Raw genomic sequence first — 12165 nt, forward strand, 5'->3', positions numbered from 1 at the left:
GCGACAACGGTAGACATGATCACCGATCACCGTCAAAGCGACGATCACGCCAGATGCCCGAATCTCGAAGCCGAGACGATCACACACCGAAACCGGAAGTCGCATTCCACTCAAGATCAATCTCAGCGCCAACGGCTGTTCCTGGGTTCCTCAACCCCGGAATTCGACATTGAGCACTCGCATGGGATGCACGTGGTCCATGACGGCCCGCGGCAGGCGCCGCCGTTGTTGCTCATCCACGGATCGGGGGCCTCGGGCGGCTTCTGGAGCCCGATGGTCCCGGTACTGGCCGCCCACCATCACCTCATCCGGGTCGATCTCCCGGGTTGCGGCCAGTCCCCGCCCGCGCCGTCGTACGACGTGCCCGCACAAGCGGGTCAGGTGGCGGCGCTGCTGGACGACCTCGGCCTTCGTCACGTCGCCGTGGCCGGGCACTCCAGAGGCGGCTACGTCGCCACCGCGCTCGCTGAGCAACGTCCCGACCTCGTGGGTTCGCTCGCCTGATCAGTAGCGGCCCGAGCCCGGAGGCGCTCCTTCGGCAGCCGTTCATCCTTCGACTCCTGCTGGCCCCGCCTTTGGGCCCGCTCCTGTGGCCGAGGCGTTCGGATGCGATGATCCGCAAGGGGATCATCGCGACGGCCGCTTGCCTGGTGGACCTCTCGGACGACGTGGTCGCCGACGTACGGGGCATCACCTACCGCGTGATGAGGACGGTGCTGCGCCAGAACACCGCCTACATCACCGAACGGAGCGTGCCCGAGCGTCTGGCCGCCCTCCAGGTCCCCGTACAGGTGATCTTCGGCGCTGCCGACCCTCGTTGGGAGCCGTCGTCGGCGCACCAGTACGACGCGGTGCCGAACGCGCGGGTCGAGCTGCTGCCCGGCGTCGGGCACCTCCCCATGGTGGAAGCGCCCGAGACGACCGGCAAACTGCTGCTGCGCTTCACGACAACGGCCGCCGACAACCTGTGACCCCTGATGCCTGGACTGGCCATACACAGTGGCGCACAGTGCTTGCCCTGCGCCATGCCGGTCCGTCGAGGGGCAGCGGCGGTTCATCGCGAACGCCTCCCACGAGTTGCGGACTCCGCCGGCCGTCCAGCGGCAGCGATCGAGATCGGGCTTCCCGAGGACGTCGGCGAGATCCGCGGCGTCAGCGTGACGGGGCGGGCGGAGCCGTTCACCGTCGATGGGGACCCTGTCCTGTTGAAGCGGCTCGTCACCAACCTCCTGGACAACGCGGTCCGCTACAACCATCCCGGCGGAACCGTTGAGGTAACGCTCTCCCGTGGAGCGCTGACGGTACGTAACACCGGCCCGCACGTGCCCCAGGAACGTTTCGGCGACCTCTTCACGCCCTTCCGACGGCTCCACACGACCCCCGGACAGGGCGCCGGGCTCGGCTTGTCGATCGTCGCAGCGATCGCGAAGGCCCACGGGGCCGAGGCGCGAGCGAACTCCAACCCGGGCGGCGGGCTGGAGCTCGTCGTAGTCTTCGCAGGATCCGAGGACGCATCATCCGCAGGAGGAACATCGGAGTGAGAACGTGCATTGTCTGTCACACCGGCAACCGACGGGTCACCTCCGCCCAGCTCGGCGCCCGCCACCGCGCAGGCGGCTCGGCTCCCTCATGTGTCACATCGCCTTGCGGGAGGCGGTTCCGTGTCCATCGTGGCGTTCCCAACCGGCCCCAATCCTGCCCCACCTGCCGGCACGGCGGCACCGCCAGGGGTGGACGTTGCAGCAGCTCCGCCACAGTGCGCTGCAGCATCTCGCACAGGCCGGGCGTACCGCCCTGAACTCTGGGCCACGCCACCTTGCAGGGGATGGTGGCGCCTGCCGCCGAACCCGCTGAGCCGCGACTACAGCAGCCCACGGCCCCTTCCTGGCGTGTTCCGGCCGTTCCCGTTGCACGCGGATGTTCGGAAACCGGCGACGAGTAGCGCCGCGAACCATGAACCGTTGTCGATCGTTGTCCGGGTGTTGCCGATTCCAAGGGGAGCGCGATGGAGCAAGTATTCGAGTACCTGCCCCTTCTGTTCGTGGCGTTCGGCGCCGTGGTCGTGCTGGTGTCGGTCAGGGGGATCGTGCACGGCAGGCGGTTCGTCCGCGGGGCGCGGCGGGTGCCGGGCGTGGTCACCGACGTGGCCACCACGTTCACGGGACGCGGCGAGCATCTGAGGGCGCACCGGCGTCCGGTGCTGACCTTCACGACCGCCGAAGGGCGGGAGGTGACCAGCGAGTCCTGGACCGAGTCGCAGCTGGGCGTCGGCAGGGAGACCGACGTCCTCTACGACCCTCAGGACCCGACGAAGGCCGCGCCCGCCGGTGACGTCGGCGTCGGCGGTGGTTACGGCGGCATCGTCATCGGGCTCATCGCCGCCGCCATCGGCTTGGCCCTCTTCGTCGCTATCTCGGGGCATTTCACCCCGTCCGACGGCACAGAGAACGGCTGCCGGATCGAGCACGCCGACGGCACCTCCGAGCCCGTCGACTGCCCTCCGGGCGTGGACGTCGGCTGACACGTCCCGCCGCTCCCGAACGACGGCACCAGCGAAGACCCCCGCACTGGTCATCTTGGGCACGCCCATCGACCGTCTCGTGAAAGGGCCGTGGTTCACGATCGCGGGTCGATCAACGGGCGGCGTAAGCCCGGATGACGGTCCAGCCAGATCCGACCGGGACGACGGGCACAGGCAGCCAGCTCTCCCCGTCATCTCCAGCCTGAGCGACGCCACCTGGGCCTGCGGTGCACCGGGGTCACGCTCCACCCGGACGGGCACCCTGGTCACCGTGCCGGCACGGGCACGGTCGAAGCCGTCCAGATCCGCCGGTGCGTAGCGGACGGCGAGCAGCGGCAGCGGCTTGGCCTCGGGCGTCCGCTCGGAGGTGAACGTCCAGGCCGTCTCCACGCTCGACGACAGTACCGAGTGCGGGACCTGCCTGCGCATCGACAGCCCGCCGATCAGATTGACCAGATGCTCGTGGTAGAAGGCTTAGGCGTACGGGTTGAGGAAGGTGAACCGCATCGAGTAGATCGACAGCGCCTCCCCGGGCCGTGACATCGGCGAGTACAGGGCGGTACATCACCACGTGAACCGAACGGCCCGATGGATCGGCGTCCTGGGTTCGGGGCCGTCGGAACGTGCGGGCGGGGTGATCTACCGGGGGTGATGCGGATGGTTGCCGGCTGAAGAGGCCGAGGCCGACCAGGTCGTCCTGGTTCGTCAGCCGCCGGGGAAGCCGGGCGCCGAGATGCTGCCGCCCCACGGTGGCAGCCGGTAGTCGCCGAGCTTCCGGATCTTGCCGGTGGTCACGTCGATGGCGTAGGCCGTGTCGCCCAGATCCGGCGACCGGCCGGAGTCCGGATCTGGTTCGGCGCTGCCCAAGGCCAGGACCTCACGCTCGTTGAGCCAGGACCCCAGCCGGTAAGGACGCAGCCGCCGCGGCGGGTCGAGCTTGACCTCGGACCTGACCTTGCCGCTCGCCCAGTCCACGGTGACGACCTTGTCGTACGGTTCGCCGTTCGTCATGCTCTCCCCCTGCGCCGTCGGGCCGGTCAGCATGGCCACGGTCGCGCCGTCCGGGCCGACGGCTCCCGTCAGCGCCCAGGTCTTCGGCTCGGCGAAGACCGTCACCTTGCCGTCCGAGAGCACGCCGAACCGGGCGCGCTCATGCTCCACGACCGTGGGTACGCCCTCGTCGGCGGGATTGAGGAAGAACCAGCCCTTGGGCGCCTCCTCGACGACCCGCCCGCTCTCGACGTCCACGATGACCTGGGGAATGCCGCTCAGGCTCAGTCCGAGCCGGCGCCCGTCCGGCGAGAAGGTGATCAGTCCGCCGCCCTTGACCATGGCCTTGCGCCTGACGACCTGCGGGATCTCCCAGACCTGGCCGGTGTCGAGCTCGCGGACGGTGAAGCGTTCGCGGTCGGGGGCGTAGTAGGCGATGCGGCGTCCGTCGCGGGAGATCGCCAGCGGGGCGGCGGTGTTCATGTAGTTCTTCTTGGTCTGGTCGGTGTAGACGCTCAGCGCATCGGCGACCCGGTACCGGGTTCCGTCCTGCAGGACCACCTTCCACTGCAGGCACGTCTCGTCGGCCACCGGCGCGTTGTCCTCGCCGGGCTTCCACGTGTCCTGGCAGAAGTCGTAGTAGGCGTAGCGCACCGGCCCCACCCCGGACGCGGGCAGGACGGCGCGGACGGGGACGAGGTCCTCCGGCGACGGCGTGGGCCGCGCGGGGATGCCGTGGAAGGTCGCACCGGACGAGGGCGTACCGCTCGTGACGGTGCCGACGCCGGCGGGCCCGCCGGGATTGATGAGAACAGTGACGGCCAGCGTCAGTGCGGCGACGGCCGCGGTCGCGGAGCCGCTGATCAGAGCCGTTCGCGTACGCCGGGCGCCCCGCAGCGCGACCTCGGCGAGATCGACGTCGGGTGCTTGTCGGGCGATCGAGTCGAGCTCGTCACGGAACCTCGTCATCGCGGCACCTCCACCGGATCGACTTCGGACAACAGATCGGCCAGTTCGGGCGCGAGGACGCGCAGGCGGCCCAAGGCGTAGTGGGTCTGGCTCTTGACCGTGCCGGGTGAGCAGCCCAGCGCGTCGGCGGTCTCCTCGACGCTGAGGTCCTCGTAGAAACGCAGCACGAGGACGGCGCGCTGCCGCGGAGTCAGCCGGAGGAGCACCTGTTGCAGGACCATCCGGTGCAGCCCGGCGGACTCCGGATCGTAGGCCGGTTCCGGCGGTCTGCTGGTCAGGATGTCCGAGCGTCTGCGCCGCAGCCAGGACACGTGCTCATTGACCAGGGCCCGCCGGGCATATGCCTCCGGATTGCCGTCCTTGGCCAGCTTGGGCCAGTGTCTGGCGATCCGGGTCAGCACGGTCTGCAGGAGGTCCTCAGCCCGGTGCGCGTCCCCCGTGAGCAGGTACGCGGTGCGCATCAACGCCTGCTGACGGGCGCTGACGAACTCCCGGAATCCTTCATATCTGTCCATACGACTCCTTCCGCCCTAATGAACGCCGGACGTCGGAAGCCGGTTGGAGGAAACCCACGCCCGGGCCCGATGGAAGAACCGCGGACAGTCAGATGGCCGGCTTCAGGTATCCGGCGGCGACCAGCCCCGCGAAGGCGACGTCGGTGTCGGTCAGCTGCCCGCTGAGCACGTGCTGGACGAACGCGCCGACCGGCATCAGCACGGTCTCGATGAACTCGGCGTCGTCCAGACTCGGCTCGGCGACTTTCCGGCAACCGCGGGCCAGGACCGCGTGGCGGCGATGTGAGGCGTACGACGACAGGAAGGTCTGCATGACCACTTCGAGGGTCGCAGCTTCGTAGCCGGTCTCCTCCAGCAGTTCCCGAGCGGCCGCGACCTCGACCGGCTCGTCTCCGTCAGCGTTTCCACCCGGCAGCTCCAGCAGCACCCGTCCAGGCCCCGGCCGGTACTGCCGGGCCAGCACCACCTGCTCGTCCTCGGTCACGGCGACGACTGCGACGGTCGCGCCGCCCACGAGGATGTCCCATACGTCCTCGTTGCCGTCTGGGTAGCGGTAGCGGCGGCCACGGACTTCCAAGAACCCGGCCGGCTCGTCCAGCTCGCCCATCTGCGTCCACTCGCCGGCCCTGGCGTCACCCACACGCCCAAGCCTATGGATCATCAGGCCCTCGGCGAGGACACATCGCCTAAGACGACGTGCTCCGACGTGCCGGCCCAACGCTGAGCAGCGGCTCGGCCGTTCGTTTCGGCCTCGTCTCCGGAGATCAACCTTTCGGCCGAGGACGTCCCGGACTCGCGGCCGATGTCGGCGCCGATCCGAAACCACAAGATCAACCCCATGACGCACCACACTCCCTCCCCCGCGCGAAGAAGGCCCGCAATCGTGGCCGCCGTCGCGGGAGTGCTCGCCCTCACGGCCTCCATCGCCTGGGCCTCGCCCGCTGCCGCGGCGCCCAGCACGCCGTATCTCCCGAAGCCGACCGGCCCTCACCGCGTCGGCACGACGACCTTGCACCTGACCGACACCTCCCGCTCCGACCCGTGGGTCCCCGCGGCCAAGACGAGGGAGCTCATGGTCTCCCTGTGGTACCCGACGGCGGCGCACACCGGCCGGCGCGCGCCTTACGTCACGCCCAAGGAGTCGGAGCTGCTCCTGAAAGGCTCGGGGATCAAGGAACTGGAGACCATCCCGCCAGACGGGCTGAGCCGGACGCGTACGAACGCCTTCACCGACGCCGAGCCCTCGGGACGCCGGCGCAGCCTGCCGCTGGTGGTGCTGTCGCCCGGCTTCACCTGGCCTCGCAGTTCGCTGACGGGTCTGGCCGAGGACCTGGCGAGCAGGGGGTACGTGGTGGCCGGCATCGACCACACCTACGAGAACTTCGCCACCACCCTCCCCGGCGGCCGGGTCGCCACCTGCGCCGCCTGCGCGAACGCGAGTACGTCGCCGCCTTCTTCGACCTGCACCTGCGCGGCAGGCCGCAGCCCCTCCTGGACAAGCCCTCCCAGCGCTACCCCGAGGTGCGATTCTGCACACCGTCGGCCAAGAGCTGATCCCGGCCTCGCGGACTGAGGACCACGAGCCGGTGGTGGCGCCTGGGGATCTGCGCACGCGCAGGGCCAGGGTGATGCGGGATCGGTAGACGTATGCACTTGGCGATGCACGCAGTGCGTGCATAATAGGGACATCAGTCCGGCACCGACGAAAGGACGCGTGTCATGAGAAGTCCCGAAGAGCTGAACGCCGCCCTGGAGAACGTCCACCGCGCCGGAATGCCCGGCCTGTTCGCCGAGGTACGGGACGGCGACGAGGTCTGGCGCGGCGCCGCGGGGGTCGCCGACCTCGCCACCGGCCGCCCCGTCTCCGCCGACATGCGGCACCGGGTCGGCAGCATCACCAAGACCTTCACCGCCGCCGCGGTGATGCAGCTGGTCGAAGGCGGTCAGATCGGTCTCGACGCGCCGATCGGCCGCTACCTGCCGAAGCTGATTCCCGGAGAACGCGGCGACGCGATCACGGTCCGGATGCTGATCAACCACACCAGCGGCCTCGCCGAATACCTCCCGTACGTCTACCCCTCCCTCAAGGCCTTCCCGGTCCTGGCCGACACCAGGCCGCAGAGCCTGGAAGACCACCGGCTCACCCGGTTCCACCCCATCGAGCTGATCGAGAAGGGCGTCTCCGCCCCCGCCTTCAGCGTGCCAGGCGGCACTCCGGGGTTGTACTCCAACACCAACTACCTCCTGCTCGGCCAGCTTCTGGAGCAGGTGACCGGCACGACGGCCGAGACGTACATCACCCGGAACGTCATCGAGCGCGCCGGGCTGCGGGACACCGAGCTTCCCGACGAGCCGCGGTTCGGCGGCCCGCAGTCGCGGATCTACGAGGCGTGGTTCGGCATGATCGAGCCGCCGCGCGACTTCAGCGTCTTCGACATGTCGTTCGCGGGACTGGCGGGTTCGCTGATCTCGACCGTCGCGGATCTCAACCGGTTCTACGCCTCGCTGTTCGCCGGTGAGATCGTCGGCCCGTCGTCGCTGGCGGAGATGCGGCGTACCGTCCGCGTCGTCTCCCAGGAGAGCAAGATCATCGAGTACGGGCTGGGCCTGTACCCGATGGAGACGCCCGGCGGCACCTTCTGGGGGCATGGCGGGACCGTCTGGGGCGCCGGAGCGCTGGCCATGAGCAGCGCCGACGCCAAGCGGCAGATGTCCGTCGCGGTGAACATGCAGAGGTGGAACAGGCTCGACTCCACGGGCAGGCCGCAGCCCCATCCCATCGACGAAGCGCTCGCGGCTCTGTACGACGTCGCGCTGCACGGCTGACCGTGCCGGAGAAGCGGCGCGCAGCCGGTCGACCGCGGCCGACAGGTACTTCGAGTTCCACAGCGCGACCGCGTTGACGACCAGCCCCAGCGGACCTGGTTGGTGACCAGGCATCCGGCGACCCGGGTCATGTCCGACCACTGCGTAGCGATCTTCTGCCGGTTGATCTTGTTACGGGCGATCGCCTCCAGCGGCCCGTGCGACGGCGTCGTCACGTCGGGCACCTCGGCGCGCCAGAGCCGCTGGTCCCCCAGGTCGGCGAAGCGAGGCGCGAACCGATGGCCCAGCATGGAGAAGATCCCGAATACCGTGTCCAAATCGGACGCCTGGTCGGTCGTGACGGCCTCCGGCTGCACTTATTCGATGGATGCAGTATTCCGTGATCAGTACTGCCAGATGGCGTTGCGACGGTGTCGCGCGGGGTGAACTTCGAGATCACCGACAGCCTCGACGGCAAGAGAGCCATCGGCAGTGGCCTTGACCCTCTTGCGGATGGCTTCGAGCCTGAGGCGCAGGCGTTGGCGCGTCCGACGCTCCTCGACGTCGGCCCACTCTGATACCGACTGGTCCCGCGGGTCGGCCCTGGCCCAGGAGTAGACGTCGACCTTGCGGCGGAGGGACATCGGAAGTGGCCGGTGACCGGCCCGTCGTGCCTGTCGCAGGCATGCGGCGCTGTAACGGCGATCAACTATTGTCACTGATCGCCATGGGACTCCCCTCAGGCCACCCCCGTCGGGAATCGCACGATCAATGTGATGGGCAGTGCGGGACATGAGGCTCCCCGGGTAGCACCGCCAGGTATTTCCTGGCGCACTACTGGAAGCCGGTCGGTCCCGTTGATCGCTGTTGAGTCATGGCGGGACCATAGCATTGCGGGCGGCGAGGTAGGCGCTCCAGTCCCGTTTGGCGACGTTGGCCCACCGGACGGCGGTGTTGATGTGCAGGCCGAGAATGTCGGCCAAGATCGGCGCGGGGATGTCCTCGACCAGGGCGATGAGGGCGGCGTTGCGCGCGGGGCGGATGTCGACGCCATGCTCGAGGAGCTTGCCGCCGAACCCGGAGCTCGCGGGCTGGCCCGGGGGGCGACCGGGAAACAGCCAGGTGACGGGGACGGCCATGCGGGTGCGGTTGACCGGGGCGGTGGCTAACTGGCGGAGGAGGTTCGCGAGCCGGGGCGGGTTGAGCAGCGGGTGGCGTCCGACGTTCAGGTAGGTCCGTCGTCCTGATCGCGCAGGTGCTCGGCGCGCAGCCGCCGGATGCGTGAGATGGGCATGCCGAACAGCAGGAGCAAGGCTCCGGCGGCCCGGACGTCGAGTGGCAGGGCGGAGTCGGCGAGGCAGCGCTGGAACTGGTCCCAGCGCTCTTGCTCGTCCAGGATGCCGGCCGGGTCCTGGACTGGAACGGCTGGATGGTCAGGCGGGCGGCGATGCCGCGCGCTGCCGGGCATTGAGACGGTCTCTCTCAGGATCGTCCCCCGCGGGAGAGCGCCGCCGAGGCGCTCGGCATCCGCGTCGGAACGGTCCGCTCGCCCGTCAACCGGGCTCGCGCGAAGGTCCGGGCGGAACTGGGCGGGGCCTACCCCGCAGCACTCGTCATGGATGAGCTGGCCCAGCTCGACCGTTTCCGCTCCGAGGTCCCCGCGCAGGAGGACCTGCGCGCCGAGGCGGAGCGCCTGATGGTCGCAGAGCATGGACATGTCCGGGGGAAGCGGAGGGGGCTGGTTGTCGCGCTCCAAGCGTACGATCCGGCTGCCGGTCGAGGGCAGCGCGGTCAAGGGGGTGCTGCAGGTGGAGGTCCTGGCGGGCAGGCCCGGCCGTCCCGATCGGACGGCCGACTTCGACGATCGCGCCGAGTTCCTGCGCAACGACTACGCCTACGTCGGCAAACTCCCGACAGGCGGACGCCGTGCTGCTCGCACAGGGGCGAGGTGGTCGTCCACGGTCCAGCCCGATGACGGGCGTGACGGGGCGGTCGGCGTCACTGAGCGTGGGCCCGATTGATCCCTCGTTTGTCCAATTTGTCCAAGCTTCGATCTTGTGAGCGAGCGGGAGCTACAGTGTTGACGGCCAGCAGTAAATGACAGTAAGGGCTGGCCGAAAACCCGAGGAGAACACGAATGCGAAGAACGTGGCCAATGGCGTTGGTCGCACTAGCCATTGTCGTCATGGGCGGCGCGACGCCGGCGAATGGCGATGCCGTCAATCCGGCGATCAAGGCTACGACGGCAACGGCGACAAAAGCTGCGGTCTGCGGAAGTTCGTCGCTGAACGGCCCCACCACACCACCCGCCGGCGCGGTAGTGGTGCCGGCGGGCGACAACAGCGGCGTGGATTTACGTAAGGCGAACACCACGTACTACTTCGAGACCGGCACGCACACGCTGGAACCTGCCCAATACGCCCAGATCCTGCCCGGTGAAAACGCGACGTTCATCGGCGCGCCCGGCGCGGTGCTGGACGGGAAGGGGGTGAACCAGTACGCGTTCGGCGATACGGCCACCGGGGTCACCATCCGGTACCTGACCGTCACCGGGTTCGTCGCGCCGCAGGAAGAGGCTGTGGTCAACCACAGCGCCGCCAACGACTGGGTCCTGGAGCACAACACGTTCCGTGACAACTCCGGCGCGGCGCTGATGGCCGGCGCCAGGAACCAGATCCGCGGCAACTGCATCAAGGACAACGGCCAGCTCGGCCTGAACGCGTCCCAGCACGGCGACCACATCACCGGCCTGGTGGTGGCGGACAATGAGGTCACCGGCAACAACACCGACGACTGGGAACACCAGGGCCAAGGGTGCGGATGCACCGGTGGCCTGAAGTTCTGGGCGGTGAACGGGGCCGACGTAACCGGCAACTGGGTGCACCACAACCACGGGCCGGGGATCTGGGCGGACACCAACAACAACGACTTCCTCATCGAGAACAACCTCATCGAGGACAACGAGTCGATCGGGATCTTCTACGAGATCAGCTACAACGCCGTGATCCGGAACAACACCCTCCGTCGTAACACCTGGAAGGCCGGCGCCGAGCGGGCGGCCAAGGGCGACTCGTTCCCCGATGCGGCGATCTACCTGTCCGAGGCGGACGGTGAGCCGCGCATCCCCGCGCGGACCAGCAAGATCGAGGTCACCGGCAACCTGCTCGAGAACAACTGGGGCGGGATCACCGCGTGGGCGAACGCCGACCGGTTCTGCGGCAGCGCCGCCTCGACCACCAGCGACTGCACGCTGATCGTCGGGCCGGCCAACACCTCGAAGTGCTCGGCGCCCGCCATCAAGGACCAGCCGCTCTACACCGACTGCCGCTGGTGGACGAAGAACCTCGACATCCACCACAACACGTTCTCCTTCGACCCCGGTACCGTCGACGGCGGCTGTTCGACGCAGTACTGCGGGCAGATGAGCCTGCTGTCGAACTGGGGCACGGCGCACCCGGATTGGTCCCCGTACCTCGGAGAGAAGATCGAGAAGTCGATCGTCTACGAGTCGAACAATTCCTGGCACGACAACACCTACACGGGACCGTGGCAGTTCAGGATCTACGACATGGGCAGACGCGTCACGGCCGCGGAGTGGGTCGGCCCCCAGTACGGCCAGGACGCCGGCAGCACGTTCGACGGCAAGGCGCCCGCGACGCCGCCGATCACCGAGCAGAACTTCGAGGACGTCTCGACGGCGCCCTACTCCGCCTGGTACGGATCCAGCGTGACGCACCAGACCGGCGACGCGCACGGCGGCACGGGCTCGCTGCAGCTGACCAGCACCGAGGGGTCCGGCAGCGCGGTGGCGATCGACAAGTACCCCGGCTACAGCGGTGTGATCGCCGGTAAGAGCTACCGCGTTTCGCTGTGGTACCGCGAGGCCGTGGCCACCATGCCGACTGTCACCTGGAACGTGCGCTGGCGCGACGAGAACGGCACGGTGCTGCGTACCGACCCCATCTCCCTGGCCCAGAAAACGGCCTGGACCGAGGCGGCCGGCACGTTCACCGCGCCGACGGGCGCGACCCGCGTCGACTGGACCTTCGTCTGGAGCGCCCCCACCGGGTCCGCCTTCCGGATCGATGACGTGGCGATGCGCGGCGCGGAGACGCAGAAGGCCTGAAGAACACGGAGGCCCCTCTGATGGGTGCCTCATCCCGGAAAGGTGCGTGACGCACCCGGCCTGAGGCCCCACAAGTGGTCAAGGGCCCGGTTCTCGACTTGACGGGAGCCGGGCCCTTGACGTTCGGGAAACGGCGTCGGCCATGTGCCGGGTGTCGGCCTACCCGACACCGGAGACGATCTTGCCGTGGACGTACTCCGTCCGCGCTTCGGACGCGCCAAGGTGGGTGAAGGCCAGTT

14 protein-coding genes and 1 pseudogene are annotated in these 12165 nt (G+C 68.7%); 9 read left to right on the forward strand and 6 right to left on the reverse strand.

Going from position 1 to position 12165, the window contains the following annotated elements:
- Positions 1–15: 15 nt before the first annotated feature.
- From AB0J97_RS44510 to AB0J97_RS44525, 4 genes are all read left to right on the forward strand, one after another.
- The gene (locus AB0J97_RS44510; protein WP_364101347.1) at positions 16–504 is read left to right on the forward strand and encodes an alpha/beta fold hydrolase; all 489 of its coding nucleotides are present in this window, start codon (positions 16–18) and stop codon (positions 502–504) included.
- Between the two features lie 71 nt (positions 505–575).
- Entirely contained in the window at positions 576–971 is a 396-nt protein-coding gene (locus tag AB0J97_RS44515) for an alpha/beta fold hydrolase (RefSeq protein ID WP_364101350.1), read from the forward strand.
- Positions 972–1205: 234 nt separating this feature from the next.
- Entirely contained in the window at positions 1206–1541 is a 336-nt protein-coding gene (locus tag AB0J97_RS44520) for an ATP-binding protein (RefSeq protein ID WP_364101353.1), read from the forward strand.
- A 464-nt stretch (positions 1542–2005) separates the two neighbouring features.
- Complete coding sequence (locus AB0J97_RS44525; protein WP_357706038.1) at positions 2006–2521, forward strand: DUF3592 domain-containing protein; 516 nt, start codon at positions 2006–2008, stop codon at positions 2519–2521.
- Between the two features lie 705 nt (positions 2522–3226).
- Here the strand turns inward: AB0J97_RS44525 and AB0J97_RS44530 are convergent.
- The 3 genes from AB0J97_RS44530 to AB0J97_RS44540 all read right to left on the reverse strand — a co-directional run bounded on the left by AB0J97_RS44530 (position 3227) and on the right by AB0J97_RS44540 (position 5635).
- A complete protein-coding gene (locus tag AB0J97_RS44530) occupies positions 3227–4480 on the reverse strand; it encodes a hypothetical protein (RefSeq protein ID WP_364101356.1) in 1254 nt (417 codons plus the stop codon).
- Entirely contained in the window at positions 4477–4995 is a 519-nt protein-coding gene (locus AB0J97_RS44535; protein WP_364101359.1) for a SigE family RNA polymerase sigma factor, read from the reverse strand. Before AB0J97_RS44535 ends, AB0J97_RS44530 begins: the two co-directional genes overlap by 4 nt.
- Before the next feature lie 88 nt (positions 4996–5083).
- A complete protein-coding gene (locus AB0J97_RS44540; RefSeq protein WP_364101362.1) occupies positions 5084–5635 on the reverse strand; it encodes an NUDIX hydrolase in 552 nt (183 codons plus the stop codon).
- Positions 5636–5833: 198 nt separating this feature from the next.
- Between AB0J97_RS44540 and AB0J97_RS44545 the strand changes: the two genes are divergently transcribed.
- Both AB0J97_RS44545 and AB0J97_RS44550 read left to right on the forward strand, forming a co-directional pair.
- A complete protein-coding gene (locus AB0J97_RS44545; RefSeq protein WP_364101365.1) occupies positions 5834–6568 on the forward strand; it encodes a hypothetical protein in 735 nt (244 codons plus the stop codon).
- A gap of 146 nt (positions 6569–6714) precedes the next feature.
- Complete coding sequence (locus tag AB0J97_RS44550; protein ID WP_364101368.1) at positions 6715–7821, forward strand: serine hydrolase domain-containing protein; 1107 nt, start codon at positions 6715–6717, stop codon at positions 7819–7821.
- Between the two features lie 104 nt (positions 7822–7925).
- Here AB0J97_RS44550 and AB0J97_RS44555 read toward each other — a convergent pair.
- A pseudogene (locus tag AB0J97_RS44555) lies at positions 7926–8177 on the reverse strand (Tn3 family transposase); the annotation flags it as partial.
- A 66-nt stretch (positions 8178–8243) separates the two neighbouring features.
- On the opposite strand from AB0J97_RS44555, the gene AB0J97_RS44560 reads away from it, so the two are divergent.
- Positions 8244–8378, forward strand: a complete 135-nt coding sequence (locus tag AB0J97_RS44560; RefSeq protein WP_364101371.1) for a hypothetical protein — start codon at positions 8244–8246, stop codon at positions 8376–8378.
- Between the two features lie 294 nt (positions 8379–8672).
- Here AB0J97_RS44560 and AB0J97_RS44565 read toward each other — a convergent pair whose 3' ends face one another.
- Together AB0J97_RS44565 and AB0J97_RS44570 are read right to left on the reverse strand one after the other, a co-directional pair.
- Positions 8673–8939, reverse strand: a complete 267-nt coding sequence (locus tag AB0J97_RS44565) for a hypothetical protein (protein ID WP_364101374.1) — start codon at positions 8937–8939, stop codon at positions 8673–8675.
- An 86-nt stretch (positions 8940–9025) separates the two neighbouring features.
- On the reverse strand, positions 9026–9517 hold the full coding sequence (locus tag AB0J97_RS44570) for a hypothetical protein (RefSeq protein ID WP_364101377.1): 492 nt from the start codon (positions 9515–9517) through the stop codon (positions 9026–9028).
- Positions 9518–9542: 25 nt separating this feature from the next.
- Here AB0J97_RS44570 and AB0J97_RS44575 point away from each other — a divergent pair, with 25 nt between their 5' ends.
- Both AB0J97_RS44575 and AB0J97_RS44580 read left to right on the forward strand, forming a co-directional pair.
- Entirely contained in the window at positions 9543–9821 is a 279-nt protein-coding gene (locus AB0J97_RS44575; RefSeq protein WP_364101380.1) for a hypothetical protein, read from the forward strand.
- Between the two features lie 134 nt (positions 9822–9955).
- Positions 9956–11926, forward strand: a complete 1971-nt coding sequence (locus AB0J97_RS44580) for a right-handed parallel beta-helix repeat-containing protein (protein ID WP_364101383.1) — start codon at positions 9956–9958, stop codon at positions 11924–11926.
- The last annotated feature ends 239 nt before the right edge of the window (positions 11927–12165 follow it).

Origin of the sequence: Nonomuraea sp. NPDC049607 (assembly GCF_040675375.1) — a bacterium.
GTDB lineage: Bacteria > Actinomycetota > Actinomycetes > Streptosporangiales > Streptosporangiaceae > Nonomuraea.